Raw genomic sequence first — 25,902 nt, forward strand, 5'->3', positions numbered from 1 at the left:
ATGAGAGTGACAATACATCCGACGGCAATAGTCTCTCCCGAAGCGGAGTTGGAGGAAGGGGTGGTGGTTGGGCCCTATAGCATAATAGAGCCCAAAGTTCGTATAGGGAGAAATACATACATTGGATCCTATGTCAGGATTCTAAGCGACGTAGAAATAGGCAGAGACTGCAGGATATACGAAAACACCATACTTGGCGGCGAACCTCAGGATCACTCCTTCAAAGGTGAGATGACAAAGGTCATCATCGGCGATCGAACGATTATAAGAGAGAACGTTACCGTGCATCGTGCCACGGGAAAGAACAATGTGACGCGAATAGGAGACGACGTATTTTTGATGGAAGGCGTTCATGTCGGGCATAACGTTAAAATAGGAAACCAAGTTACGGTGGCAAATAAAAGCGGACTTGCAGGGCATTGCGAAGTCGAAGATAACGCCAATCTGGGTGGAATGGTAGGTGTTCATCAGTTCGTAAAGATTGGTAAGTTGTGCATGGTTGGAGGCTTGTCAAAGGTCGTGAAGGATATTCCTCCCTTTACCCTGGCAGATGGACGCCCGGCGAGGCTTTATGGGATAAACAGGATCGGCTTGCAGAGAGCCGGTTTCAATTCGACCCAGAGGGATCACGTAAAGAAAATATATAAAAGGCTTTATCATAACGGTCTTCCCTTACGGCAGGCGCTGGATATGATTCGCAACGAAGACGTCGAAGACCCGATAGTGAGGGAAATCGTGAGCTTCTTAGAGAAATCGCGCAGAGGATTGGCGCCCTGGCCGAGAGTACGTCCTACATGGGAGATGTCGAATGATGAAGATTAAGCTTTTGGCCATGGACGTGGATGGTACCTTGACCGACGGATCGGTATATATGGACGGAGAGGGACACGAATTCAAGCGCTTCGATATCCAGGATGGGATGGGCATTGCTCTCTTAAGGCGCGAGGGCATAGAAATAGCTTTAATAAGCGGCCGTTTTTCAGCGTCGACGGATCAGCGGGCCAAGGGTCTGGGGATTTCTTTGGTCTTTAACGGCGTAAGAGATAAATTAGGCACCTTGAAGTCCTTAACCGAAAAATTGGGCTTGAGAGATGAGGAGGTAGCCTATATAGGTGATGATGTAAACGACATAGACTGTATAAAGTGGGCAGGTCTTGGCATTGCCGTTGCTAACGCGAGGCCTGAAGTCCTGGAAGCGGCCGGCTATATTACCAGGTCTTCTGGCGGCATGGGAGCTGTGAGGGAAGTGGCCGATTTATTGCTGAAAGAAGGAGTGTAGTTAGGGGTTATGGCTGAATTTCGCCTGAAATTTAGGTTATTGGATAAATTCATAATAACCGAATTTTATCCTACTTTCGTTTTTGGAGTAATGGTCTTTACCGTGCTTTTGGTTGCCGGCGACTTGCTTTTTGATATCGCCGATTTGCTCATCCAAAGCAGGGTTCCCTTCAGCATAGTAATGAGGCTTTTCGTATACCGCCTGCCCGGCGTGATAGTTCTCACCTTGCCTATGGCGGCTCTGCTTGCCACGATACTGAGCTTCGGGAAGCTGGCAACGCAATCGGAGCTCACAGCCCTCAAGGCTTCGGGGATTAGTTTTTATCGCATACTGCGCCCTGTGTTCCTTGCAAGTATTTTAATTGGCGGCTTTGCCCTCCTTCTCAACGAAACCTTGGTGCCTTTGGCCGATAGGGCTGCCGATAATATAATGCGATACGAAGTTGCCAGGCAGAAACCATCCCTGCTCAAGGAGCAGATGTTTTTAAAGGAGGAGAGGGATGGCGCTCTGTCGAGAGTGATCTATATAGGCAAGCTGTTTCCCCAGGAGGGCAACATGGATGACGTCCTCATTCAGGAGTTTGAGTCGGGAGAAATTACCCGTATCATGACGGCCAAGAACGGAGATTGGAGGGATGGCCAATGGTGGCTTTACAACGGTCAGGTTTTTAATGTCACCAAGGAAGGATTCGTAGAGCCGCTCTTCAGTTTTGAAAAACAACAGCTGTCCCTGCCCCTGTCGCCTTCTCAAGTTGTAGCGAGTTCGCAGGATCCGAAAAAAATGAGCGCCTTTGAACTGTATAACTATATAAAGCTCATGAATGTACAGGGTTCTGACGTGAATTCGCTGTGGGTGCTGTTGCACCTGAGGTTGGCCGTGCCCTGGGCAAGCGTGGTGCTGGCTTTGGTGGGAGCGTCCGTAGGAGCCGGAACAAGGAGGTCGGGCTCGGGAATGGGCATAGGGGTTTCTATCTTATTGGTTTTTTCCTACTATGTGTTCATGTCCTTCTGCCGTTCTCTGGGTCAGGGAGGTTATATTCCTCCCTTATTGGCTGCCTGGATGCCCAACTTGATATTCCTTGCGTGTGGCGCCTTTATGGTTAAAGGGGCTAACAGGTGAAGACGATGGACTGTAAAACTATAGCTCTTATAGCTGGAGACGGACAACTGCCGTTGGAAATTGCCCGCCGCCTTACCTGCAAAGGCTGCCCCCCTGTCGTATATTCTTTTGGGGAACATGCGGGGCGTCTTTCCAAGTATGCCCTGGAGTTGGTGAGGTTATCGGGGTTAAGTCTCGGCTTTTTGTTCGACGATATGAGATCTAGGGGTATTAAAGAAATAATAATGGCCGGGGTCGTTCCCAAAACGCTGATGTACCATCAGGGGCTGCAGGATTCGAAGCTAAGGCAGCTGCTTAAAAAATTGCATTCCAGGGACGATCACAATCTTTTGGCCAATATCGTCTCCGCCTTCGAGGACAGCGGTTTTCTCGTCGTCGGGTATAGGGATCTCATATCTGACTGGTTGGCGACGGAAGGGCACATAGCAGGCAGATATGCTACGGAGGAGGAGTTGGATGACGTAGATTACGGCAGGGAGGTCGCAAAGGCGCTTCTTCCCCTGTCGTTCGGCCAAACCCTGGTGGTCCACAAAAGAGCTGTTGTTGCCGTAGAGGCCATGGAGGGGACGGACGCCATGCTGCTTCGAGCCGGCAGTTTGACAAGGGGCGGAATAGTTCTTAAAATGATGCGTCCCGATCAGGACGAACGTTACGATTTGCCCACCGTGGGCATAAAAACCTTGCAGAACATGTTGAATGCCGGGCTCAAGTGTTTGGCTATCGAAGCGGACAGAACGATTATCATCGAACCCGATGAGTTCAAACGTTATGCAGAAAGCTTCGATATCGCGGTTTTGGGGGTTAGGCATTGAGTCTTTTTTTAAGTTGCGGCGAAGCCTCCGGAGACCATTATGCCGGGAGGCTTATAGAGGCCGTTAAAAGCAAAATTGCCCCTGTCTGGGGTATGTTCGGCCCCGAAGGAACGATGGCCGGAGGCCATGCTCTGTGGGGTTTGGAGGAACTCCAGGTAATGGGCATCTCGGAAGCCTTTAGGGAGATTCCTAGGCTCATGCGTTTAAAGAACGCAATGGCCGATAGGGTCTTGAGTGAAATGCCTTCATGCGTGGTAGTCATAGATAGCCCCGATTATCACATCCCCCTGATTAAAGCCTTGAGGAAGAGGGGGTACTCTAGGCCCGTATTTTATGTCTCGCCTCCCACTGTCTGGGCCTGGCGAAGGGGCAGAGCCTCTGCGTTGAGGGATTTAAAGGTCGTTTGTCTTCCTCTCTTCGAGATGGAACACCTTTTTTATAAACAAAGGGGCGTGGAAAGTCATTGGACAGGTCATCCCCTCCTCGACGATCTGTCGGGCTACGTTCCGGGTGAAAGGGTGTTGGAAAATACCGACGCTTCGCCCATAGCGGCACTTTTGCCGGGAAGCAGGCCAAGCGAAACGAGGCGTCTTGCTCCTGTTTTAAAGGGTGCCGGTTTAATGCTGCAAGAGATGGGATATCATCCGGTGATTTCCATAGCGAAAAATCTATCCGCTCAAGACAGGGGAATGATAAAAAGCATATGCCATCCCCTGACTCTCTTCGAGGGCAAGGGGGTAGATTTAATTTCCCAATCCGAATTTGTTGTCGGAGCTTGCGGCACTGCTGCGGTAGAAGCGATGATGTTCGATAAGTTCATGGTGGTCCTGTATAAGGCGTCGCTTTTGAGTTATGTAGTTTTTAAGGTCATGGTTAAGTCAAAGTGGGTATCCATGCCAAACGTTTTGCTCGGACGGGAGGTATATCCCGAATTGTTGCAGGGCAAGGCAAATGTAGGTGCGATAAAAAGGGCGATATGCATGTACCTGGAAAATTCCGCAAAAATACATAAGGATTTGCTAGAAGCGAAAAATAAAATGGGAAGAAGGGGTGCTTACGGGCTCTGGGCCGATGTCATTCTTGAAAGGGTAGGAAGATGAAGTACGTATACATACTCAGCAACGGACCTGGAGAGCTGTGGGATTGGGCCAGACCTCTGGCATATGAACTGGTAAAAAACGAAATTAAGCCCCTTCTTTGGTTGTTGCCCTGTCAGTACGCTTCGGGTATGGAGCGCGCTTGTGCCGAGTTAATTCCCTTTCATGACGTTATAGGTCCCTACAATTGGGCGAAGACCTTTGCCGAGATGAGGAAGGCGAAGGACGTGGGCCTGGTAATGCAGTTAGGCGGTGACCTCATGTTTGGAAGGTTTTTGTCGAAGACTTCAGGGGCCAGGCTTTTTTGCTACACCTACGGCAGGAAAAGAGGTTTGCCAAGATGTTCTAAGGTGTTCACCGCCTATGAGGTAATGGCAAGGAGCATCAAGGGCGATGGAGTATACCCCCATGTCATCGGAGATCTGGTCGCCGATTCTTTGAGGTTAAATTCCGTGTTTTCTGGTGAGGATGAATTGTCGTCCAACGGATCGTCATCCTATAGAAGGGTAGCCTTTTTCCCAGGAAGTAGATTCTCCATAAGAAGGAAAGCGTTGCCCTTCCTGCATGAGGTTTGCTTGTACCTTAAGTCCGTCATGGACGTTGAAGTAGTGACGTTACTTTCGCCCTTTTCATTGAACGATGAGGTGTATGCTTGGGAGGAAGTGGGGTTAAACCCAAGAAGACAGCCCGCATCTACAGTATTGAAAGGCGTAGATTTGGCATTGACGCAACCGGGCACTAATACTCTGGAGCTTCTTTATTTGAAAGTCCCCACATTGGTGGCCGTTCCGTACACATTTTTGAGCGATATACCCTTTAGCGGTTTTAAGGGGGCACTGCTTCGCTTGCCTTGGATCAAAGGCAAGCTTTTCGATCTTTTATCGAAAAAGAGAGGCATGCTTTCCTGGCCCAACAAAATACTGGGAAGAGAATTAATGCCCGAGCTGATCGGAGATTTTACGCCAAAGCAGATTGCAGAGGCCATGGCTCGTTTTTTAAAGGACGACACCTGGCTTAAAGAAACTTCTGCATCTATGGACAGATTTTCGCCCGCAAAGGGGGCTTCTAAAAAGTTGGTCGAGGAGATAAAACAATGTCTCGTTTGAAGGATAAACTTTTGAACGTTGCTTCTGGAAGTATCTATATGCGCTTGGTGCGATACCTAAGGCCATACCTTGGGAGGCTGTCTGCTGCCGTAGCGTGCATGGCCTTATCTTCCATTATGGCTGTGCTGCCTCCTTGGCTGTTGAAGAACATCGTCGATGACGTCTTGATACGAAAAGACCTTTTTATGCTAAACTTTCTTGCCTTGGGGATAGTATTAATCTACCTTTGCAAGGCAGTCTTTTCTTACGGGCAGACCTATCTAATGAACTGGGTAGGGCAGAAGGTGATAATGGATATTAGGGTCCAACTTTACGACCACATGCAGAAGATGTCCTTTCGCTATCTCTACAAGTCGCGGATCGGCGATTTGATTTCCAGGATTACCAATGACGTTATGATTCTCCAAAACTTGGTGACTAACGTTATTATCGATTTGGTCGTTCAGAGCATAACCTTCGTTGCCGTGATAATATTTTTACTTATTTTGAACTGGCGACTTGCAGTGATTACCTTTGTAGTCCTGCCGATCACGGCCTATGTTTTAAACGTGGCTTCGAAGAAGTTGCGCGTGGTGGGCTATGAGATACAGGAAGAGCTCGGGAGGGTGGTTGCCATAGCCCAGGAAGCGCTCTCTGCGATAAGGATAGTCAGGTCCTTTGCCACCGAAGACGAGGAGCTGGATAAGTTTAAGGGGCAAAATAAATCGAACTTCAGGGCGCTCATGCATGGCATGCAAATTCATGCCTTTTTGGAAGGAGCTGTTGAGGTCATATTGATAGGAGCCCTTGCCCTGATTTTATGGATCGGCGGAAGGGACGTAGTGGCGGGAAGGGCCACGCCGGGCGAGCTGATTGCCTTCATCGGTTATCTTGGCCTGTTAGTGCAGCCCGTCAGAGTGTTGAGCAAAGTAGTCTCGGGAGTGCAGAGGGGTCTGGCGGCCGCTGACAGGATATTTGAAGTCCTGAACGTTTCGACGGAGGTGCGCCCCCCCAGGTCGCCTGTCGTATTAAAGGATGTCAAGGGCATGATCGATTTTGAGGATATCTATTTTGCCTACGAGGATGAAAATTGGATTTTAAGGGGTATAAATCTTCACATCTGTCCGGGGGAGAAAGTGGCGATTGTGGGTCATACGGGGGCCGGGAAGTCCACCCTGGTCGACCTGATACCCAGGTTTTACGATCCGAATCGGGGATGCGTCAGGATAGATGGTCATGATGTAAGACAGCTCGATTTGAAGACCCTTAGAAGGCACATTGGAATAGTGCCGCAAGATCCCGTTCTCCTTAAAGGTTCCATAGCCTATAACATTGCTTACGGATGCCCCTGGGCCTCCCGCGAAGAAATCGTGGAGGCGGCGGACAGGGCAGGCATACTCGACTTCGTCAAGAGCTTGCCAAGGGGTTTCGCCACCGAGGTCGGAGAGCGGGGGGTTACTTTAAGCGGCGGGCAACGTCAACGCATCGCTATTGCGAGGGCCATCGTGAGAAATCCCAGAATACTCATAATGGATGAAGCAACATCTTCTTTGGATGCCGCTATGGAACAGCATATTCATGAATCCATGCAAAGGGCGATGGAGGGGAGGACTTCGCTGATCATTGCTCACAGGCTCTCTACGGTCAGAAACGCCGATCGCATCATAGTGTTGGAGAAAGGAGAAATCGTCGAAGAAGGCGACCACGATACCCTGCTCAAACGGGAAGGAGTGTACGCAAATCTTTACTCTCTTCAAATGGGTGAAAAATCCAGAGCTTAATTGATCCTCAGGAAGCCATTATTTCTCCTGCAATGTTAACCGCATGGTCTCCTATTCTCTCCAGGTGGCTTAGCATGTCAAGAAATACGACGCCCGAGGCGGGATAGCATATTCCTTGGTTCAATCTCTTTATGTGTTTTGCGCGGAGCGTTCGTTCCAAATCATCGAGTATGTCATCCATGGCAATGATGCTGGCTGCCTTTTGTTTGTCGTCCTTCTCGAGGGCTTCGACCACTGTTTTCACGGATTCGACAGCCTTGTTCATCATCTCATCCAGCTCCTCTACCGCCTGTTGCGAAAAAGGGAGGTTGTGTTTCTCGCGATAGTCGGCGAGCTCTACTATGGCTGTGGCGTGATCGCCGATTCGTTCCAGGTCAGCGGATATGCTTATTGCTGAAGTTAGGATTTTCGCTTGCGCACTGTTAACTTCCTGTTGAAATATCTTTGCGACGTAGTAACTTATGGCCTCTTCGATCTCATCGATTACCTCCTCGATGTTGTTGAAGCGCTTTCGATCTGCTTTGGGATCTCCTCTAAATATGGCGATGGCCGTTTCCAGGTTATCGAGGCACAGGTTTGCCATTCTCACGACTTCTTTTTGGGTCTGTACGACAGCCATGAAGGGAACGGAGACCAGCTTCGCATCCAGGTATTTTGGCCCGTGCTCTATAGTCATCTCCGATCCCTTGACGAGCCTGCACACTAAGGCGATAAATCGAGGGGCAAAGGGTAGCAATACAAGAGTGGTCGTAACGTTAAATATGGTGTGAGCGTTGGCTATTTGCCTTGCAGCATCGAACCCGGAGCGTGCAACCACGCTTTCCAGAGGCTTCAGAAAGGGCAAGAAAATCAGCACCCCAATGACGTTGAAGAGCAGGTGGGCGTAGGCAGTCCTTCTTGCGGCTAAGGAAGTATTGATGGATGCCAGCAGGGCAGTTGAAGTAGTGCCGATGTTGGCGCCAAGTACCATGGGCAGTGCAGCGCTTATGTCTACGACGTTTCTTGCGGCCAATGCTACCAGAAGGCCGGTCATCGCAGAGGAAGACTGTAATAGTGTTGTCAAAGCCGCTCCGGCAATTATGCCGATTATAGGGTGGGTTTGTCCGATGCATAAGAAATTGACGAAGGGCGCGTAGGACTGGAGGGACGACATGGCATCGCCGGCGATGGAGAGGCCCAAAAATAATAGGCCGAATCCGAGAAAACAATCGGCCCATCCTTCTTTTATACTCTTTCTCTTTCCCAAGAGCATTAGAGCCATTCCAAGAGCTATTGCAGGCAGGGCAGTTCTTTCGAGCTTAAAGGCTACCATTTGTGCTGTTACGGTGGTACCTATGTTGGCGCCCATTATAACTCCAATCGCCTGTTCGAGCCTCATTATTCCTGCGTTTACAAAACTTACACACATGACCGAAGTGGCGCTGGAGGATTGAATTATAGCGGTAACTATCATACCTACTATCACGCCCGAGAATCGATTCGATGTAAGTTTCTCGAGAAACCTCCTCAAACGATCCCCCGCTATCTTTTGTAGCCCTTCCCCCATTTTCGACATTCCGTATAAAAACAGGGCTATACCGCCTAAAGCAACAAGTGCCGTTTCCAAATCAAAATCCCCCGCTTTTGAGATTTTGTTCCCTTATGTTATAGCATAATTTTGGCCTCTTGGGTGATATAATGAACGATAACTTCCGCGTTTGGCCGAGATTTCCATGAAAAGAAAATTTTATTATTGCACATGGTGATTAAAATGAAAGGATTTCTCAATAAATATTTGGAGTACACGAGGGGGAGGGCCAAAAACTTCCTCTTCAGCCTTATCTTTACCCCCTTAGGATACATATACAACCTGGGGGTGGCCTTTCGAAATTTCTCCTTTGATCATGGATTCAGAAGCTCACATGAACCGCCCCTGCCGGTTATAAGCGTCGGTAATATAACTATGGGAGGTACCAATAAGACCCCTTTCGTGGAGATGCTTGCAAGAAAATTCATGGGATTGGGGTTACGTCCCGGGATCATTACCAGAGGTTATGGCGGAAAACAAAAAGGCAAAGCTCCTGTCCTCATAATGAACGGCAAAGGGGATCGTAACGAAGTGGGCGACGAATCCCTGCTTCTTTCTTCCAGGTTGCCCGGCGTTCCCGTGTCAGTTTCGTTGGACAGGCTTGCGGCCCTGGAAAAGCTGTCGTCCGAGGGTAACGTCGACATAGTTATATCCGACGATACCTTTCAACACAGGCGAATGGTGCGAGATGCGGACGTTGTTTTAGTCGATGCAACCTGTCCTTTTGGCAACGGAAAGCTCTTTCCTGCCGGTATTTTGAGGGAATCGCCGGAAAACCTAAAAAGAGCCCATATCTTAGTAATAACCAAGGCCGATCAGGTTAAGGCTGAAGAGCTGGATGCCTTGATAGAAGAGGTACGTAAATATGTCCCGGACAAGCCGATTTTTACATCTAGATTGGCACTTGAAAAGTGGAAACGATGGGATGGAAGCAGGCTGATCGATGCAGAACCCTTGGCTTCAGGGACTCCTGTAGTAATATTTTCTGCCATCGGAAACCCGCCAAGCTTTCGCAGCTTTGTCGAAAAGATAGGGTTGGATGTCAGGGGGGAATTGCGTTTCAGAGATCATCACCTATACTCCGGGAAAGATCTAATCGACATAAAGAACTATTGTGGCGCTTTGGGAGCTAAAGCTGCCATATGCACCGAAAAGGATGTCTATAACCTTCCCGGAGGTTTCGATATGGGCTTTCCGATCCTCATCCCAAGCGTGGTGACTGCCATGGGCGAGGAGAGAAGTTTCTTTGAAAGCCTTGTCGAAACGTTGAGACCCAAGATAGTGGTATCTTCCAACGGACATGGCGAAGATTCCATGGCCTGCATGTTGATCGAGCGGATAAGAAAGGACCTGCCTGAAGCAAAGATATATGCTTTTCCTCTGGTAGGCAGAGGCAAGCCTTTTCAGGATTCAGGCATAGAGGTCTATCCCCCACCGCTTGATACTCCAAGCGGTGGGGTCATCAAATACAGCTTCCTCGAGCTCTTGAGGGATATAAGAGCAGGATTGCTCGGCCACGTCAAAAGACAGCTGGATGCCTGGGGCAGGCTGAGGGGAAAGATCAGGACTCCGCTCTGCGTTGGCGATGTATATCTTTTACTGCACGCTTTGTATGGCCAGGGAATTCCGCCCATGCTTTTGGCGACTGCCAAGACCGTCCATTTAAGAGGTCATTTCTTTATAGAGAAATTGATCTTAAAAAAGAAGTCCAGGATAGTTTGGACGAGGGACGAACATACGGCTCGCGAACTGAAAAAAAGCTCCGTCAATGCTGTTTACTCTGGAAATCCAATAATGGATCTGGCAAGTGATAATAATAATTGGACCTTAGAAGATCCTTGGCCCAAGGCAGAGGGATACCGGGTGCTTCTCTTGCCCGGAAGCAGACAGAACGCCTATAGGGATGTAAGGTTGTTATTAAGTGCTGCAGAGTTGATAAGAGAACAAGTAAGAGCAAATTTTTTAATGGTTATAGCTCCAAGCATCGAGTGGGACAGGATGGCGTCGAGTCTTGACGGTTATTCATTGGAAGATGGATTTGTAAAAAAGGGGGAAATGGAAGTCCTCGTATCCTTTTGTCCTGTTTCGGCTGCTGCCAGAAGAGCTGACATACTGCTCGGTTTGGGCGGCACGGCCAATCAGGTGTGTGCGGGATTGGGCGTTCCCGTCGTTTCCGTCGATGACAAGGGAAAAAGGGTCCAAAAAAGGCTCTTGGGAGAGGCGGAGATCCTCCTTAAAAGGGATCCCAAAACCCTTGCCTACGAAACAATATCGATTCTTAGGGATAGCGAAAGATACGAAGCCATGTCTTCGGCAGGGAAGTCGAGAATGGGCAAACCGGGTGCGATAGAAGAAATATCGAGATACGTCCTATTCGAGCTAGGATGGAAACATAGGCATGACCTATACTGCGCCCTGCGAAGCAGATTTCACGGTTATCATGAAACGCTCGAAAAGAAGGAGGTTAAATCAGGCGTTGAATAAAGATGTTTTAGCGGTAGTTCCAGCAAGATACGGCAGCACTCGATTGTCATGCAAACCCCTCGTAAATATTTGCGGCAAACCCTTACTCTTCTGGGTGTTAAAGGGACTGTCGGCATGTAACGTAAACGAGATAGTAGTTGCTACCGATCATAAGGAGATTGCCGATTATGCCATAGGGGAAGGCTATGAGGCGGTGATGACCCCCTCGGATCTGCCCTCTGGAAGCAACAGGACAGCCTGGGTTGCGAGAGAAAGAGACGCCGATATAGTTTTAAATGTGCAAGTAGATGACCCTATGGTAGGTCCTGATATGATCGACCCCTTGATAGCGGCACTCGGTAAATCGGAAGAAATAGATGTTGCTCTCCTAGTGAAACGGATTGAGAAGGAAGAGGAAATTCCAAACCCCAATATCGTCAAGGTGGTATTCGACCAAAGGTGGCGTGCTCTTTACTTCAGCAGATCTCCCATTCCTTACGAGAGGAACAGGGGGGCGACGTATTATAAACATATTGGCCCTTATTGTTACAGGAAAAGCTTCCTGCTTAAATTCGATTCGTGGCCCCAGACTCCCCTGGAGAGGGTCGAGAGCTTGGAGATGTTGCGCATTTTAGAGAGGGGCTATGATATTTTGTGCCTTGAGACCGAAAGAGACACCATAGAGATAGATACGCCCGATGATGTTTCAGCCTTCGAGAGATATTTAAGAGAACATGGAGATGATCTGCCTTGGTTAAGAAAATAACAATTGACGGCATGACAATAGGGGAGGGGCGGTTTGTTTTGGTTGCCGGCCCTTGCGTGCTGGAAAGCTTGGAGCTGGCTCTTGAAGTCGCCCGCGAAGTGAAGAAAATATGTGACGGTTTGGGCCTGGGTTATATATTCAAATCTTCTTTCGATAAGGCGAATCGCACATCTATATATTCCTTTCGCGGTCCCGGGCTGGAATTGGGATTGCAGTGGTTGGAAGAAGTTAAAACGAAGGTGGGGGTTCCTGTCCTCACCGATATTCACGAGCCGAACCAGGCCGATGTGGTTTCAAACGTAGTTGACATCATTCAGATCCCCGCCTTTCTCTGCAGGCAGACCGACCTGATAATGTCAGCTGCCAAAACGGGCAAACCCCTGAACATCAAAAAGGCACAATTTTTGAGCCCCTATGATATGCGTTTTGTTCTGGAAAAGGCGAAGGAATCGGGCAACGATCAGGTTATTTTGTGCGAAAGAGGCACCACCTTCGGATATAAGCAGCTGGTGGTGGATTTTCGTTCTCTTCCCATAATGCGTTCCTTCGGTTGCCCCGTGATGTTCGATGCCACCCACAGCGTTCAGATGCCAGGCGGTCAGGGGGCCTCCAGCGGCGGGAAGAGACAGTTCGTCTTACCTCTTTCGCGTGCCGCGGTATCGATGGGCATAGACGCTCTTTTCATGGAGGTCCATCCCGACCCCGACAACGCTAAAAGCGATGGCCCGAACATGGTTGCTCTTTCGAATTTGAGGGGGCTTCTCGAGGAATTGATTGCCCTTGACGACTTGGTCAAAAACAAGCTGGGTTGTGTCGAGATCGAGGAGGCGTAACCGATATGGAAAAGGCAATATATAAAGACGACAGAGAGCTTACCTTGTCTCGAGAGGACGGAAAGTTGCTCGAGGTCGGCAGAAGGGTATTAAAGCAGGAAGCGAAGGAATTGGTCAATGCGTCGTCGCGTCTCGGGAGGGAAATCATAGAGGCGGCAAAGTTGATATTTGACTGCAAGGGTCGCGTTGTGGTATGCGGCCTGGGAAAGTCGGGCATCATAGCCAAAAAGATTGCCGCCACCTTTGCATCTCTAGGCACGCCATCCATCTTCCTTCATGCCACGGAAGGGGTGCACGGAGATCTGGGAATGGTATGCCGCGGCGATGTGGGGATTTTTTTGAGCAACAGCGGGCAAACCAACGAGGTGCTGGAAGTGGTCCCCTATTTTAAGCGATTCGGTATCCCCATAATAGCGATAACCGGTAACGTTTCATCTAGGCTTGGAAAAGAGGCGGATCTCGTTATTGATGCGAGCGTAGAAAGAGAGGCCGATCCCCTGGGATTGGCTCCTACCAGCAGCGCCGTGGTTCAGCTTGCCATCGGAGATGCTCTTGCAGTTATGGTCGCGGACTTGAGAAAACTGAAGAGAGAGGATTTTGCGCTTTTTCATCCGGGAGGTTCCCTGGGGAAAAAACTCCTTTTAAAGGTAAGAGATGTCATGGGCAGTGAGGATAAACTTCCCTCAGTATCCCATAGGGCCACGGTGAGAGAGGCTCTATTCGAGATAACAAGTAAAGGATATGGGGCTACGGTTGTCGTGGACGACGAGGGCAAGCTGAAAGGGATATTTACAGATGGCGACCTGCGCAGATTAATAGAGGATCGAGGAGAGGGTGGCGTCCTTTCTCTTCCCATTGCAGAGGTGATGACGAAAAATCCTAAGACCATAGACGCTGACGAGCTTGCCGCCAAAGGCGTCCTTCTAATGGAAAAACATGAAGTTAGCGTCTTGGTAGTGGAAAAAGATGGATTGCCCATAGGCATGGTGCATCTACACGATATGCTCAAGGCGGGGGTGGCCTAACTGAACCTAAAGTCCTATTCTTTGTTGATCAGCCTTGCCTATTTGGGGCTTTTCCCCTATTTGAGAATACGTTATAGGGAGGGGTTTCATCAGAGAATAGGCAAGCTTGCAAAAGGGCAATTTAATAATACAAAGGATAGCCCAATTTGGGTTCACGGCGTTTCCGTAGGGGAAGTCCAGGCCGCCTTTCCTCTCATATATGAGGCCAGAAAAGACGGCTGCTCTCTTCCTATATTCTTATCAACCGTGACTTGTACGGGAAAAAAGATGGCCGAAAAGCTGCTTTCGGAGCTTGTAGACGGGCATTTTTATTTTCCCTGGGATGTGCCTTGGATTATAAGGCGTTTTCTCGATGACCTCACTCCCAGGATTTATGTGGGGCTGGAGACGGAGATATGGCCCTGTCTGCTTCATGAGTTGAAAAAAAGGGAGATACCCTCTTTTTTGGTAAACGGTAGGTTTTCGGAGCGGTCCTTTAAGAAGGCCTGCAGATCCCGCGAGTTTTGGAAAGAGACCCTCGAGTGTTTTTCCAGGATATTGGTCCGTTCCTACGATGACGCCGATAAACTCTACTATTTGGGCGTTAGTCCGGATAAAATAAAGATCATCGGCGACGTTAAAATTGATGCCTTGCTTTTGAGGCGTGACAGGGTCGACTCCGGCGCTTTGAGGGATAAATTGCATATAAGCGAGGAAGAACAATGTCTGATAGCCGGTAGCACCCATAATGGGGAAGAAGCCGTTGTCCTCGAGGCTTTTGAATTGGTGAAGAAACAATTCCCAAAAGCCAAGCTGATCTTGGTGCCCAGGCACCCCGAGAGAGCTCCCGAGGTGTGCGCTTTGATCGGCGAAAAATTCGGAGTATCATTATATTCAGGATTGAAGGAAAGATGGGACATTTTGGTGATAGACGAAGTCGGTCTTTTGTTCGAGCTCTATTCTTTGGCCGATGCGGCCTTCGTCGGCGGGAGTTTGGTTCCTAAAGGAGGTCAAAACGTGCTCGAGCCGGCCTGCTTTGGCGTGCCCATAGCCTTTGGTCCCCACATGGAGGATTTTTCGATGCACGCTTCTGAGCTCAGCAAGATCGGTATTGCTCAAGTGGTGGAAGACAGCGCAAGTTTGGCTCGCTTATGGCTGAGTTCCCTGAAAATGAAGACCGAAAGCAGGAAAAGAGCCGTTGAATATGCAGAGAGCCTGGGCGGAGCAGCCGGACTTGCCGTAAAAGAGATACTGAATTGCTTGAAAGGTAGAATTTAACGCATTAACAGGAGGGGTTGCTTTGTCTTTTGAGATGTTCGTTCCGGGAAAGGCGTTTTTTGGAATCGGCAGCGTTTCTAAGGTAGGGGATTTGATGGGAGATGGCATGAAAAAGGTCATTATAGTCACGGATAAGAATTTAGCGAAGCACGGTACGGCGAAAAAGGTCGAGCAAATTCTTACAGCCAGAGGGGTAGATACGGTAATTTTCGATTCGGTGGAACCTGAGCCGTCTGTCGAAACTACCGACGAAGCTGCTTCCTTGGCCAAAAAATTTGGCGCCCAGGCTGTAGTGGGTTTAGGGGGAGGAAGCTGTTTGGACGTGGCAAAGGCCGTAAGCGTCCTTTTAACGAATGAGGGGTCGGCTGCCAACTACCAGGGCTTGGGACTGGTCACAAACCCCGGTGTTTTAAAGGTAATGATACCTACCACGGCCGGTACCGGTTCGGAAGTGACTTTCACCGCCGTTTTGATCAGAAGAAGCGACGGTTTCAAAGGCGGCATCAACGACGAAAAATTGTTTGCCGATTACGCCATATTGGACCCCGAGCTCACGGTGACGGCACCTCCAAAAGTTACAGCCTCCTCTGGGATGGACGCCCTCATACATGCTTTGGAAGCCTATACCAGCAGGTATGCGACTTGGTTCAGCGACATGTTTGCCGAAGAAGCCCTAAGAAGAATAGGAAAATGGATCAGGGTGGCCACCTGGAATGGCAGAAACCTGGAGGCAAGAAGCCAGATGCAATACGCAGCCTATATGGCAGGATTGGCCTTGGTCCATGCGGGGGTGGGGGCCTGCCATTCCCTTTCGTATCCCTTGGGGGGGATGTTTGGAGTCGGACATGGAGTGGCAAACGCCCTGTTAATCCCCCATGTGGTACGTGCCAATGCCTTATGCTGTCCCGAGCGTTACACTGACGTTCTGAGATGGTTGGGATATATTGACGAAGAAGCCAAAATTAATCCAAGAGATGGTGCCTTGCTTTGTGCGGAGGCCCTTGAGGAACTGCTCGAGGATTTAGAGCTGCCTACAAGTCTAGAGTCTCTCGGCGTGGGCATCACGGAAAAACATTTTCCTGAGATGGCGGAAAAAGCTTTAGCAGTCAGCAGGCCAATGGAGAATAATCCAAGAGTTTTCGACAAGGATCTTTGTATCAAAATTTATGAGGAGGCGATGAAGTAATGCCGGGTTTTGAGCTGTTCGATCAGAAGGAAATAGATGCTCTGACTGACGTAATTAAAAGAAAAGTGGTCCATAGGTATTCCTTTCAAGGTGTCAGAGAAGGGATTTACAGGGTGGCCGAATTTGAGGATGCCTTTGCTAAGCGCGTTGGAGCTAAATACGCTTTGGGAGTAAGTAACGGTTCCGCAGCTTTATACGTGGGGCTTAAGGCATTGGGGATAGGGCCGGGTGATGAAATAATAACCAGTGCCTTTACGTTCATAGCCAGCATCGAAGCCATTCTGGAGTGCGGCGCCGTCCCTGTTTTGGGCGATATAGATGAGAGCCTGAACTTGGACCCCACATCCGTGGAAAGCCTGATCACGGATAGGACTAAGGCCATAATGCCCGTACACATGTTCGGTGCGGCTGCCGATATGGATGCCTTCAGGGAAATTTGCGATCTTCACGGTCTTTACCTGATAGAAGATGCCTGTCAGGCGGTGGGGGCTACGTATAAAGGAAAAGCCTGCGGAGGTTTGGGAATGTGGGGTGCATTCAGCTTTGATCCTTACAAGGTGATTACCGTCGGCGAAGGCGGAATGATCTTCACCGACGACGAAGAGCTTTACAAGAAGATGGAGTATTATCATGACCATGGTCACATTCATAATGCAAGCATAGAAAGGGGAGCCGAGGGGAAGGCCTGTCTCGGGTTCAACTTCAGGATGAGCGAGCTCCAGGGGGCCTTGGGATTGGTTCAACTTTCGAAGCTCGATATCGCCATCGAATCCCAGAAAAAGAATAAGAGAAAGATATTGGAAGCCATTGGCGACGTCGAAGGGATTTCTTTGCGGGATCTTCCCGATCGTGACGGCGAGATCGCTTCCCATCTGGTGCTGATTTTGCCCGACGGCGATGCTGCCAAGCGGTTCAAAAAAGCCTGCATTGATGCAGGAGCGGGCTGTTCTATTTTGTCCGACAACACATGGCATTACGCCAAACATTGGGTTACTCTCAGAGAGGGCAAATATTATTCCAGGACACGATGTCCCTTCGATTGTCCTTATGCCGAGGACATGCCTTTGTATCGTCCTATCGAATGGACTCAAACCGACGAAATTTTGACGCGGTCGGTTATGTTCGCCATCGATGTTGTTATGGACGATGCCAGGATCGAAAGGCTTGTATCGGCCATTAACGCAGGAATAAAGGCGGCACTATAGGATTTTTTGTGGTCTGCTTAGGCGATCCGACCTTTTACGGCCGGATCGCCTTTTCGCATTTATGCATCGACACTTTCCTCTGCTTTGACTCCTGGAAACGGAAGAGGCGAAGTCATTAGATAGGCATCCTCCCCGTCTTCGTAATAACGGGAGAGGACGCGCAATTTCTTGAATCCAAATTGCTCGTAAAGCGTTATGGCCGGACGGTTGGTAATCCTCACCTCCAGAAGGGCCTTCCTGCAGTTGAGCTCTTGCCCTACTTCGCCCAGGGCAAGTAGTAGCTGGGAGGCCACCTTGTGGCGCCTGAACTCGGGGAGGACTGCCAGGTTCATTATTTTGAGAGCCCTCCCCTCTCGGCGGCATACGCCAAAACCGCACAGTTTTCCCCTCCACCGTGCCCCAAGGTAAAAGATGCTACTGCTTCTATATTTCAAATCGGTTTCGAAGACATCGTAGGGCCAGGGGTTGAGATGTGCCTCCTTTTCTATCGAATAAATATCGTCCAGATCATGAAAATCGCAAAACTCAATATCGACTAACAACATCTCAGAAGGACTCCAATCGTTATTCTCGAAGTTTACCTCTGTTTTTAATTATAAGCGAATTGGCAAACCTTTAAATATTACGATAGATTGTCGAAGGGGTGGAGAATATGTGACCTTGCTTATATAATCTAGGTGTAGAATATATAAAAATTTATATTTGACGTCTTCGCTACCTTTCAGCGAGTTGGCAAGAGGTGTTCGGCTTTGGATAAAGGATCTTATCTGGCCATGTTGGAGCAAAGGCACAGGCATTATTTCGATGTCTTCAAAGATTATAAAATAGAAAAGATGACCTTTGATCTATATGCGGAGTGCCACGTAAAGACGGAACGCACTGTCTTGGGTTTTCCTCTCGATTCCTACGAGAGTCACGATTACAGGATGGTTAAATGTTACGACAGGCCTCTTTTAAGGGAGATAGAAGGGCTGTGCAGTTGGGTTACATCGCACTGTGATATTTGGGTTAATCCAAGGGACGATCATATGTGCACTTTTCTCACCTTAGTGGTAATATTAAGCGAAAAGCCTGCTAGCGATGTCATCAGCTTTTCTAAAAAAGTAAAACATAATCGTTATTTCAGATTCGGCCTCAGGGGTTGGTGCGAATTGAGGTTTTTACTGGTCGATTTGACGAGCGGCAGGATTTGGTGTAACGGCAGCGGCAAAGGAGTGAAAGAAGACTTTGAGGTTAAACCGGCATCGAGCGGTTTCCTTGAAAAAATACTGTTTTGGAGGTGAAGTAATATGAGTGGTGTTTTATTGCTTTTGGTTACCTTTTTGCTTTTTATTTTGGCTTACATATTTTACGGTGGTTGGCTAGCGAAGCAGTGGGGTTTGAACCCTCAAGGGAAGACCCCTGCCCATGAGCTTTACGACGGAGTTGATTATGTTCCAGCAAAGGCACCGGTGCTGCTGGGTCACCATTTTGCTTCGATAGCCGGAGCAGGTCCCATCAACGGTCCCGTTTTGGCCGCCGTCTTTGGATGGCTGCCGGTCACGCTTTGGATAGTCATCGGCAATATATTTATGGGAGCCGTTCACGATTTTGGGTCTTTAATGGCTTCCATCAGGCATAAGGGGCTTTCCATTGGCGGTATCATCGATGCAAACGTTGGCAAAGGGGCCAAAAGGCTCTTTCTGCTCTTCTCCTGGCTTACCTTGGTCCTCATCATTGCCGCCTTTGCTAATATCGTGGCAGATACCTTTGTGGCTACACCGCAGACTGCCACGGCGTCGCTTTTGTTTATACCGCTGGCTATGGTATTTGGATTTTCCATATACAGGAGAAACGCGCCCCTGTTGGTGAGCACTCTTGTTGGGCTGGCAGTGTTGGCCCTTTGCATATGGCTTGGGCTTAGTTTTCCGATCAAGCTCTCCAAATCGGCATGGTTGATTTTGATATCCTTTTATATCATATGTGCTTCGGTCATGCCCGTGTGGATGCTGCTTCAGCCAAGGGATTACCTCAATTCCTTTCTGCTCTATGCCATGATATTGGGAGGTTTTGTAGGAGTGATTCTGTACCATCCGACCATTGCCATGCCGGCGGTAACGACCTTCAAACATCCGACTCAGGGGTATCTTTTTCCTATGCTTTTTATAACGATAGCCTGTGGAGCCATCTCGGGGTTTCATTCGCTGGTGGCCTCAGGTACCACGGCAAAACAGCTGGATAAAGAGGGGGATGCAAAGGTTATAGGTTACGGCGGCATGCTCATCGAGGGAGCATTGGCGATTTTGGCGACCCTTTCGGCTGTCTACCTCACGACGGATGGTTATGCTACGCTGTTGAAGGGCGGACCCGTAAACGTGTTTTCAACGGGCCTGGCTACTTTCATGACCAGTTTCGGCATTGAGGCTACGGCAGGCAAAACCTTCGTGGCATTGGCCGTGTCGGCCTTTGCCCTGACCACCCTGGATACCGCTGCCCGCCTTGGCAGGTTTGCCTTCCAGGAGTTTTTCCAGGAGACTACAACGGCCGAAGCCGGCAGTAGCGGTAGTTCTTCTTCCCCAATGTCCTTTTTGGCGAACAGATACGTAGCTTCCGTTATAACTATAGGCATCTCGATTTATCTTGCCTTCACAAGTTGGAGTGTTATTTGGCCAATGTTCGGATCGGCAAACCAGCTTTTAGCTGCTGTAGCTTTGCTGGCAGTAGCTACATGGCTGGCGAACAAGGGTATGAATAACAAGATGTTGATCGCCCCAATGATCTTTATGTTTATCGTTACCCTGACGGCCCTGGTCTTTTTAGTCCAATCCAACATTGCAAAGGGTAATTTCATATTAGTATTCTTTGCAGGGCTGCTTTTCGTCCTGGCAATCGTTCTGATCGTATTGAGCTATAACGTGCTTTCGAAGAAGAGAAAAAAACAGGAAGCGTAGAAAATAAAAGGCAAATGGAGGGGTCGAAGGGATGGCTTCGAAGTCTTCCTTCGGCCCCTCCATTTATCGGCTCAGTTCTTAAGGGAGGTGAAAGGTGATGTTCGAAAAAGCCTCGGCATTTTTGAAGGATTTCTTTGCTACCTTGTTGCGGCCCATCGACAGAACTCACCCCATGGTCATGAAAGAGGCATATGCAGCTAACGATGCCTTCATGCTACTTCTTTTCGGAGATCTTCTGGGTATACCCAACCCTGCATCCTATTACACCTTAGAATTATTGCCCTATTTGGCTGACGAAATAGAGGGCTGGCAACAGCGGATGGCGATCAAAGGAACGGTGCTCGAGGAGAAGGCCGCTCAATTCGATTTCTGATGTTAATCATTCGCTCCGTGTGAGCGATAAGGGTTATACCAAGCAACTGGAAGGATGTGAATTTTATTGAATATGGCTGCCTTATTCGACAAAAAATATGTTTTCTTCGGCGGCAAGGGCGGCACCGGTAAGACTACCTGTGCCGCTGCCTTTTCTCTTAAAGCCTCGGAGATGAAAAAAAAGGTTTTGCTCGTTTCGACAGACCCGGCCCATTCCTTGTCGGACATCTACGATACATCCATCGGTCCTAAGGGAGCGCAACTTTCGGACAGCCTGTTTGCCGTCGAAATAGACCCGGAAGTAGAGGCTAAAAAGTACGTCGAAGGCATAAAACGACAACTTTCTGGCGTCGTAAGCAATGTTGTCGTAGAGGCACTTCAAAAACAAATTGATGCTGCGTACATGTCCCCAGGCTCCGAGGAGGCTGCGATTTTCGATAAATTCCTTGAGATAATGGAAAGTTCGGAGGGAAAATTCGACGTGGTGGTTTTCGATACCGCGCCGACAGGACATACTCTAAGGCTTTTGTCTTTGCCCAAGCTTTTAGGGCTATGGATTAATAGCCTGATCGAAAAGAGGAAAAATGCCGTAAAGCTTTTGGAAAAAGCCTCAGGGGTCAAAAACGATGATCCTGTTTTGCGAATACTTCAAAATAGGAAGAACATGTTTGAAAGGGCTTGGGATATTTTAAGCGATTTCCGGCAGACGGCTTTTGTGTTCGTATTGACACCGGAGAGGTTGCCCATCTTCGAGACGGAAAGGGCCATGCAATATCTGGAGCATTCGGGCATAAAAGTCGCAGGTGTTGTCGTAAATGGCGTTATACCTCAAGCGGCGGAGGGCGCCTTTATGAATAAGCGCAGGGAGGTTCAAAACAGGTATATAAGGGAAATCCACGGGAAATTTAAAGAGAAGGTATTGGCGGAAATTGATTTGCTCGATGAAGACATCTGGGGAATGGACAATCTAAGACGAATTGCCGAAATGTTGTGATAACATAAAAGCAGTAGGGGTANNTACCCCTACTGCTTTTATGTTAAAACCGAATTCACCTGAAAGGGCTCTAACGTACGCTGAAGGTCTTGCTGCTCCAAGGCTTGCCTTTAAGCGGTTCCCCTTCTACCAATTCCACAAAGCGAGAGTAACATTTCGGACACTTCATTACTGGGGGGACGTCTTCTGTCTCAAATTCATGTTTACAAACGAGGCAACGAAATTTTCTCATGATGACACCTCCCATCTTACCTTTGCCTATATTATACATGACTTCGAGAATTTATGTTTTACAAAAAAAGAGAAAATATCACCACCAAGAGCAGGGAAGGTATCATATTAAATACCTTGAAGTGTTTTAAATGAAGTAGGGAAAAACCTAACCCCAAAAGCAGCACTCCACCCACTGCCGTTATTTCGTCTATCAAAGCGTTGGATATGAAGCTGTTGAGATAAAAGGCGCCAAGCGTTAAACCTCCTTGATATAACAGTAGCGGTATGGCAGAAAAGAGGACTCCAATCCCTAAAGTAGATGCCAACGCTATGGAGGACACCAGGTCCATCATGGATTTTACCAAGAGCAGGTTGGGCGGTTTCCCCACGCCCTCTTCAAAGGCTCCCAAGATTGCCATCGATCCCATGCAGAAGAGCAGGAAGGCCGTTAAAAAACCTTCCACCAGATGATCTCCTCCGAATTGCCAGCCCCTTTCTATCATCCTGGTTCTAAGACCCTTCAGCCCGTTTTGTAACCTATCCTCCAATTCTAAAGCCTCTCCCAAAATTGCTCCAAGAAGCAGGCTCAATATCATTATTAAGACGTTTTTACTCTGCAAAGTCATCTGTATCCCCAGGGTTAATACAGAAAGCCCGATGACTTGAAATGCTACCATTGTGATGCGCTCTGGCAACCTTTTCTTGATAATTAATCCTATTAAACTGCCCGCAATAATAGCCAAGGCATTTATGACAGAGCCGGCCGCAGGAATGGCGCTGATGAAGTCGAACATTTAAAAGCCTCCTCTTGCTCGAAAGATACATGCAAGAAATTTTACATGGTAGACGGAATTTATTCTATACTCAACCTTAATCCCCGGAAAATCCCCCATTCAGCTATGGCGAAGGGGGTATCGTGAAGCGACTGAGCTTTGGTGATCACTAAAACCCCATCTTCCGATTGTAGAGGCAGAAATAGGGCTTGAAGTTTTTTTGAAGTTATGTTTACCACGTGATTTTGAAGTCCTTCTTAAGGCTTAAGGTTTTTGCTATATTATCGGCGTTCTCGCCTTGGGCGAGCTGCGTAAATATCCCGATCGTCCTTTGAACCTTCTCCTGTTCGAATATGCCCTTTGATTGAGCGAACGTTATGGCCAAAGGAATGATCTGTTCGTAAACTTTAGGCATAGGTGCGAAGGATAATCCCTTTTGCGATAGGATAATAGTGAAAACGCATGGCAATGCTTGTTCCTCTACCAAGGGGTCGTAGGAGGGAAAAAGAAAGACGCTCTCGGGCAAAGGGAGCTTAGAGACGATCCTGGTCCAGTCGTTATTTATCGTTTTGCCGCTTGCTACCTCTATTATTCGCTCATTGGGAAGATAGGCGATCCATAGCTGCATCATTTCATTGGAGCTGTCTCCTTTAACGAAGTGCAGCCTCCACAAATATCTTGGAGATTCCACCTTGTTTTTCAATGTGAAAATCTCATGGCGAGATAAGAGATAGCCCTCTATAGTTTTAATTGGGTAGGAACCGGCCGGCGTGCCAAGATGAGCTTGAGCGATTACACCGTTTTTAACATCAGCAACTAAATAAAGAGGACACTTTTTTGCGGTCGTAACGGTAAGTGCCCAAGCACCAGTTTCCGCCAAAGGCATGAACAGGAAGAAAAAGACAACGAAAATAGAAAGAAGTGCTTTTTTCACCGGCAAAATCTCCCTTCGTATCAGAGGTTTGTTATTTTAACGATCTCGGATATATTTACGTTTCTGTAAAGATCTTCTACGGTAACCCCAAGCAAAGGATGCTTCCATTTGGGACATATTTGAAACAACGGTACTATTATGAAAGGTCTTTCCTGAAGGCGCGGATGAGGTATCACCAATTCGTCGTCTCTATAGATCAAATTGTCCACAAACAAAATATCAAGATCTATTTCCCTTGGCCCCCATCGCATCCGTCGCTTCCTTCCCATCTTTAGCTCTATGCTTTTAAGAAGTCGCAGAATTTTCTTCGGCTCCATGTCGCTTTCAGCCATAAGACATGCATTTAAAAAATATGGTTGCTCCTTTACGCCAAAAGGGGGCGTTTCGAAGATATCGCTTTGTCCTTTTACTATAAAACCGGCGTTTTTAAGCAGCTGTACCGCCGTGCGCAGGTTGTTTAAACGATCTCCCATGTTGCTGCCAAGGCCGATTCCTACCGCTTCCATGTCCATCAGGCCCTTTGAATAGCGCTTATCATGGTAACGACTTGTTTGTTTTCCAGCACATCGTGAACTCTAAGAATCTCTACGCCATTTAAGGCACAATATGCTGAAATAGCCAAAGTGCCGTAGAGCGCCTCCTCCGGGCCCTTGCATCCCAATACTTTGCTAATGGTTCCCTTTCTCGAATGCCCTATTAAAATTGGCCTTCCCAGAGACCTGAACTCCATGATGTTTTTCAATATGCACAGATTATCCTCGTTTCTTTTACCGAATCCCAACCCGGGATCCAGGACGATCTGTTCTCTTTTTATCCCAGATTTTGCGGCCAATGCCATCTTATCCTCAAGAAACTCCTTTATTTCTCCGATTACGTCGTCATATCTCGGGTCTTTTTGCATGTCCTTCGGCGTGCCCTTTATGTGCATTATTATTACGGGAACCCCAAGGCGGGCAATTGTATCCGCCATGTTGGAATCAAAGGATAGTCCCGATATGTCGTTTATTATATCAGCTCCTGCCTCGACGGCGGCCTCGGCTACGGCAGCTTTATAGGTGTCGACGGATATCACTGCCTCGGGAAAGTTTTTTCTGAGGCATTCTACGCCGGGGATCAATCTTTTCATTTCCTCTTCGAGGGACAAGGGTTCGGCTCCTGGGCGGGTCGATTCTGCTCCGATGTCTAAAATGTCTGCACCGTCTTCTATCATTTTCTTCGCCCTTTGAAGAAGGGTCTCTCTATCGTCTCCTATCCTGCTTTGGGGGTAAAAAGAATCGAAAGTCAAATTTAAGATGCCCATAATCATGGGTCTTTCTCCCAGGTTCAACTTGCGGTTTCCCGGTAACATTAAGGTTTCCACGGTTTCGACCTCCCTGCTAGGTACTTTTTATGATTTTTTATAAAAAGTTTACACCCATTCGCTCGTGAAGTTTTCTAAATGTTTCGTTTGATTGAGCAGGGTTAGGCAATAGCCTCTAGCTTCGTCGTGCACGATTATACTATATGAAGCTGTATCGACGTGTATCCGCCAAAAATAGGGATCGGATATTTGAATGCATGCTGCTATCAAAGGTTTAAGTACGGCACGATGGCTGACGATTAATAAAGTCTTTTCTCTGTGCTTTTGTACCAAAAATTCCAAAGTGGAGAAAGCTCTCTTTTGTACGTCTGAAATGCTTTCGGCGTTTGGAAGTTTGAGGCGTTCCGGAGATTTTATCCACAGGCTCCATTCTTCTGGGTATTCCTGCATTATTTCCTTCTTTTTTCTCCCTTCCCAGGGACCAAGAGATATATTAGTAAAGCCCTGCAGTGCCGTCACGGGGATATTACTCATTCTTTGGGAAATTATTTGAGCGGTTTCCACGGCTCTTTTCAGGGGGCTTGTGAATATGAAGTCCACCCTTTCCAAATTTGCTATCTCCTCTGCCAAAGATTGGGCTTGTCTGAGTCCATTTTTGTTTAAAGGAAAGTCGCTTCGCCCTCTGAATAAACCCGCTACATTTCCTTCACATTCTCCGTGTCGGACGAGTATAATTTTGGTTGTTTCAGCCGGATTTGCCATTCTATCATCCTCCAGGGTACGGGTCTTCGTTCAGATAATTTTACACCTAAATTCAGCCAAAACGCAGGATAGGGATGTCGTAAAACTTGCGCAATTCATCGGGGCCTCCCAAAGAGAGCTTTATTTGGATCGCGTAAAATATTTGTAGG

The 25,902-nt window shown here is 48.2% G+C and carries 26 protein-coding genes; 18 read left to right on the plus strand and 8 right to left on the minus strand.

Annotated elements, in window-relative coordinates; translation table 11 throughout:
- The 7 genes from lpxA to B3N34_RS08505 are packed head-to-tail and all read left to right on the plus strand — an operon-like array spanning window position 1 to window position 7,173.
- Complete coding sequence (gene lpxA, locus B3N34_RS08475) at window positions 1-822, plus strand: acyl-ACP--UDP-N-acetylglucosamine O-acyltransferase (RefSeq protein WP_286976832.1); 822 nt, start codon at window positions 1-3, stop codon at window positions 820-822.
- Window positions 809-1,279: a KdsC family phosphatase gene (locus B3N34_RS08480; RefSeq protein ID WP_286976835.1), complete on the plus strand. Its 471-nt coding sequence runs from the start codon at window positions 809-811 to the stop codon at window positions 1,277-1,279. Before lpxA ends, B3N34_RS08480 begins: the two co-directional genes overlap by 14 nt.
- 9 nt (window positions 1,280-1,288) lie before the next feature.
- Entirely contained in the window at window positions 1,289-2,398 is a 1,110-nt protein-coding gene (lptG, locus tag B3N34_RS08485) for an LPS export ABC transporter permease LptG (protein ID WP_286976838.1), read from the plus strand.
- 5 nt (window positions 2,399-2,403) lie between these two features.
- Window positions 2,404-3,210 carry an LpxI family protein gene (locus B3N34_RS08490; protein ID WP_286976905.1) on the plus strand — a complete coding sequence of 269 codons (807 nt, stop codon included), beginning with the start codon at window positions 2,404-2,406 and terminating at the stop codon, window positions 3,208-3,210.
- Window positions 3,207-4,310, plus strand: a complete 1,104-nt coding sequence (locus tag B3N34_RS08495) for a lipid-A-disaccharide synthase (RefSeq protein ID WP_286976840.1) — start codon at window positions 3,207-3,209, stop codon at window positions 4,308-4,310. Before B3N34_RS08490 ends, B3N34_RS08495 begins: the two co-directional genes overlap by 4 nt.
- Window positions 4,307-5,413 (plus strand): cdisaccharide synthetase, encoded by a 1,107-nt coding sequence (locus B3N34_RS08500; protein ID WP_286976843.1) that lies wholly within the window; start codon window positions 4,307-4,309, stop codon window positions 5,411-5,413. Before B3N34_RS08495 ends, B3N34_RS08500 begins: the two co-directional genes overlap by 4 nt.
- Window positions 5,401-7,173, plus strand: a complete 1,773-nt coding sequence (locus B3N34_RS08505; RefSeq protein ID WP_286976846.1) for an ABC transporter ATP-binding protein — start codon at window positions 5,401-5,403, stop codon at window positions 7,171-7,173. Before B3N34_RS08500 ends, B3N34_RS08505 begins: the two co-directional genes overlap by 13 nt.
- A gap of 7 nt (window positions 7,174-7,180) precedes the next feature.
- Here the strand turns inward: B3N34_RS08505 and B3N34_RS08510 are convergent, their stop codons facing one another.
- Window positions 7,181-8,779, minus strand: coding sequence for a Na/Pi cotransporter family protein (locus B3N34_RS08510; RefSeq protein WP_286976849.1), 1,599 nt, complete (start codon window positions 8,777-8,779; stop codon window positions 7,181-7,183).
- Window positions 8,780-8,923: 144 nt separating this feature from the next.
- On the opposite strand from B3N34_RS08510, the gene lpxK reads away from it, so the two are divergent.
- Genes lpxK through B3N34_RS08545 form a run of 7 tightly spaced genes read left to right on the plus strand, consistent with a single transcriptional unit; the run spans window position 8,924 to window position 17,475 of the window.
- Window positions 8,924-11,224 (plus strand): tetraacyldisaccharide 4'-kinase, encoded by a 2,301-nt coding sequence (lpxK, locus tag B3N34_RS08515; protein WP_286976851.1) that lies wholly within the window; start codon window positions 8,924-8,926, stop codon window positions 11,222-11,224.
- Window positions 11,217-11,969, plus strand: coding sequence for a 3-deoxy-manno-octulosonate cytidylyltransferase (gene kdsB, locus B3N34_RS08520; RefSeq protein ID WP_286976854.1), 753 nt, complete (start codon window positions 11,217-11,219; stop codon window positions 11,967-11,969). The genes lpxK and kdsB overlap by 8 nt, the downstream gene beginning before the upstream one ends.
- The gene (kdsA, locus tag B3N34_RS08525; protein ID WP_286976857.1) at window positions 11,954-12,802 is read left to right on the plus strand and encodes a 3-deoxy-8-phosphooctulonate synthase; all 849 of its coding nucleotides are present in this window, start codon (window positions 11,954-11,956) and stop codon (window positions 12,800-12,802) included. Before kdsB ends, kdsA begins: the two co-directional genes overlap by 16 nt.
- A 5-nt stretch (window positions 12,803-12,807) precedes the next feature.
- The gene (locus B3N34_RS08530) at window positions 12,808-13,827 is read left to right on the plus strand and encodes a KpsF/GutQ family sugar-phosphate isomerase (protein ID WP_286976859.1); all 1,020 of its coding nucleotides are present in this window, start codon (window positions 12,808-12,810) and stop codon (window positions 13,825-13,827) included.
- Between the two features lie 60 nt (window positions 13,828-13,887).
- Window positions 13,888-15,084 carry a 3-deoxy-D-manno-octulosonic acid transferase gene (locus B3N34_RS08535; protein WP_286976861.1) on the plus strand — a complete coding sequence of 399 codons (1,197 nt, stop codon included), beginning with the start codon at window positions 13,888-13,890 and terminating at the stop codon, window positions 15,082-15,084.
- Window positions 15,085-15,106: 22 nt separating this feature from the next.
- Window positions 15,107-16,270 (plus strand): iron-containing alcohol dehydrogenase family protein, encoded by a 1,164-nt coding sequence (locus B3N34_RS08540; RefSeq protein ID WP_286976865.1) that lies wholly within the window; start codon window positions 15,107-15,109, stop codon window positions 16,268-16,270.
- The gene (locus tag B3N34_RS08545; RefSeq protein WP_286976872.1) at window positions 16,270-17,475 is read left to right on the plus strand and encodes a DegT/DnrJ/EryC1/StrS family aminotransferase; all 1,206 of its coding nucleotides are present in this window, start codon (window positions 16,270-16,272) and stop codon (window positions 17,473-17,475) included. Before B3N34_RS08540 ends, B3N34_RS08545 begins: the two co-directional genes overlap by 1 nt.
- A 59-nt stretch (window positions 17,476-17,534) precedes the next feature.
- On the opposite strand, the gene rimI is transcribed toward B3N34_RS08545, so the two are convergent.
- Entirely contained in the window at window positions 17,535-18,020 is a 486-nt protein-coding gene (gene rimI / locus B3N34_RS08550) for a ribosomal protein S18-alanine N-acetyltransferase (RefSeq protein ID WP_286976874.1), read from the minus strand.
- Between the two features lie 204 nt (window positions 18,021-18,224).
- On the opposite strand from rimI, the gene B3N34_RS08555 reads away from it, so the two are divergent.
- The 4 genes from B3N34_RS08555 to B3N34_RS08570 all read left to right on the plus strand — a co-directional run bounded on the left by B3N34_RS08555 (window position 18,225) and on the right by B3N34_RS08570 (window position 21,771).
- Complete coding sequence (locus B3N34_RS08555) at window positions 18,225-18,758, plus strand: hypothetical protein (protein ID WP_273701970.1); 534 nt, start codon at window positions 18,225-18,227, stop codon at window positions 18,756-18,758.
- Between the two features lie 6 nt (window positions 18,759-18,764).
- Window positions 18,765-20,405 carry a carbon starvation CstA family protein gene (locus tag B3N34_RS08560; RefSeq protein WP_286976879.1) on the plus strand — a complete coding sequence of 547 codons (1,641 nt, stop codon included), beginning with the start codon at window positions 18,765-18,767 and terminating at the stop codon, window positions 20,403-20,405.
- Window positions 20,406-20,502: 97 nt separating this feature from the next.
- A complete protein-coding gene (locus B3N34_RS08565) occupies window positions 20,503-20,778 on the plus strand; it encodes a hypothetical protein (RefSeq protein ID WP_009201624.1) in 276 nt (91 codons plus the stop codon).
- A 72-nt stretch (window positions 20,779-20,850) separates the two neighbouring features.
- The gene (locus tag B3N34_RS08570) at window positions 20,851-21,771 is read left to right on the plus strand and encodes an ArsA family ATPase (RefSeq protein ID WP_286976908.1); all 921 of its coding nucleotides are present in this window, start codon (window positions 20,851-20,853) and stop codon (window positions 21,769-21,771) included.
- A 70-nt stretch (window positions 21,772-21,841) separates the two neighbouring features.
- Here B3N34_RS08570 and B3N34_RS08575 read toward each other — a convergent pair whose 3' ends face one another.
- The 6 genes from B3N34_RS08575 to B3N34_RS08600 form a co-directional block, all read right to left on the minus strand.
- Complete coding sequence (locus tag B3N34_RS08575; RefSeq protein WP_040348203.1) at window positions 21,842-22,003, minus strand: hydrogenase expression protein HypA/HybF; 162 nt, start codon at window positions 22,001-22,003, stop codon at window positions 21,842-21,844.
- 58 nt (window positions 22,004-22,061) lie between these two features.
- On the minus strand, window positions 22,062-22,778 hold the full coding sequence (locus B3N34_RS08580; RefSeq protein WP_286976884.1) for a DUF554 domain-containing protein: 717 nt from the start codon (window positions 22,776-22,778) through the stop codon (window positions 22,062-22,064).
- Between the two features lie 211 nt (window positions 22,779-22,989).
- A complete protein-coding gene (locus B3N34_RS08585) occupies window positions 22,990-23,691 on the minus strand; it encodes a hypothetical protein (RefSeq protein ID WP_286976887.1) in 702 nt (233 codons plus the stop codon).
- Window positions 23,692-23,711: 20 nt separating this feature from the next.
- Window positions 23,712-24,197, minus strand: coding sequence for a 2-amino-4-hydroxy-6-hydroxymethyldihydropteridine diphosphokinase (gene folK, locus B3N34_RS08590; RefSeq protein ID WP_286976890.1), 486 nt, complete (start codon window positions 24,195-24,197; stop codon window positions 23,712-23,714).
- Window positions 24,198-24,202: 5 nt separating this feature from the next.
- Window positions 24,203-25,051 carry a dihydropteroate synthase gene (gene folP, locus B3N34_RS08595; protein WP_286976893.1) on the minus strand — a complete coding sequence of 283 codons (849 nt, stop codon included), beginning with the start codon at window positions 25,049-25,051 and terminating at the stop codon, window positions 24,203-24,205.
- Window positions 25,052-25,099: 48 nt separating this feature from the next.
- Entirely contained in the window at window positions 25,100-25,753 is a 654-nt protein-coding gene (locus B3N34_RS08600) for a histidine phosphatase family protein (protein ID WP_286976895.1), read from the minus strand.
- Window positions 25,754-25,902: the final 149 nt, after the last annotated feature.

This window comes from Acetomicrobium sp. UBA5826 (genome assembly GCF_002433005.1).
GTDB lineage: Bacteria > Synergistota > Synergistia > Synergistales > Acetomicrobiaceae > Acetomicrobium.

Excerpts from the sequence above, each read along its gene's own strand:
- B3N34_RS08570 (WP_286976908.1), top strand. The coding sequence starts at position 20,851 with ATGGCTGCCTTATTCGACAAAAAATATGTTTTCTTCGGCGGCAAGGGC.
- lpxA (WP_286976832.1), top strand. The coding sequence starts at position 1 with ATGAGAGTGACAATACATCCGACGGCAATAGTCTCTCCCGAAGCGGAG.
- rimI (WP_286976874.1), bottom strand. The coding sequence starts at position 18,020 with ATGTTGTTAGTCGATATTGAGTTTTGCGATTTTCATGATCTGGACGAT.
- B3N34_RS08580 (WP_286976884.1), bottom strand. The coding sequence starts at position 22,778 with ATGTTCGACTTCATCAGCGCCATTCCTGCGGCCGGCTCTGTCATAAAT.
- B3N34_RS08480 (WP_286976835.1), top strand. The coding sequence starts at position 809 with ATGATGAAGATTAAGCTTTTGGCCATGGACGTGGATGGTACCTTGACC.
- B3N34_RS08530 (WP_286976859.1), top strand. The coding sequence starts at position 12,808 with ATGGAAAAGGCAATATATAAAGACGACAGAGAGCTTACCTTGTCTCGA.
- B3N34_RS08490 (WP_286976905.1), top strand. The coding sequence starts at position 2,404 with ATGGACTGTAAAACTATAGCTCTTATAGCTGGAGACGGACAACTGCCG.
- B3N34_RS08575 (WP_040348203.1), bottom strand. The coding sequence starts at position 22,003 with ATGAGAAAATTTCGTTGCCTCGTTTGTAAACATGAATTTGAGACAGAA.
- lptG (WP_286976838.1), top strand. The coding sequence starts at position 1,289 with ATGGCTGAATTTCGCCTGAAATTTAGGTTATTGGATAAATTCATAATA.
- B3N34_RS08505 (WP_286976846.1), top strand. The coding sequence starts at position 5,401 with ATGTCTCGTTTGAAGGATAAACTTTTGAACGTTGCTTCTGGAAGTATC.
- B3N34_RS08545 (WP_286976872.1), top strand. The coding sequence starts at position 16,270 with ATGCCGGGTTTTGAGCTGTTCGATCAGAAGGAAATAGATGCTCTGACT.
- B3N34_RS08600 (WP_286976895.1), bottom strand. The coding sequence starts at position 25,753 with ATGGCAAATCCGGCTGAAACAACCAAAATTATACTCGTCCGACACGGA.
- B3N34_RS08565 (WP_009201624.1), top strand. The coding sequence starts at position 20,503 with ATGTTCGAAAAAGCCTCGGCATTTTTGAAGGATTTCTTTGCTACCTTG.
- B3N34_RS08500 (WP_286976843.1), top strand. The coding sequence starts at position 4,307 with ATGAAGTACGTATACATACTCAGCAACGGACCTGGAGAGCTGTGGGAT.
- B3N34_RS08560 (WP_286976879.1), top strand. The coding sequence starts at position 18,765 with ATGAGTGGTGTTTTATTGCTTTTGGTTACCTTTTTGCTTTTTATTTTG.
- lpxK (WP_286976851.1), top strand. The coding sequence starts at position 8,924 with ATGAAAGGATTTCTCAATAAATATTTGGAGTACACGAGGGGGAGGGCC.
- folK (WP_286976890.1), bottom strand. The coding sequence starts at position 24,197 with ATGGAAGCGGTAGGAATCGGCCTTGGCAGCAACATGGGAGATCGTTTA.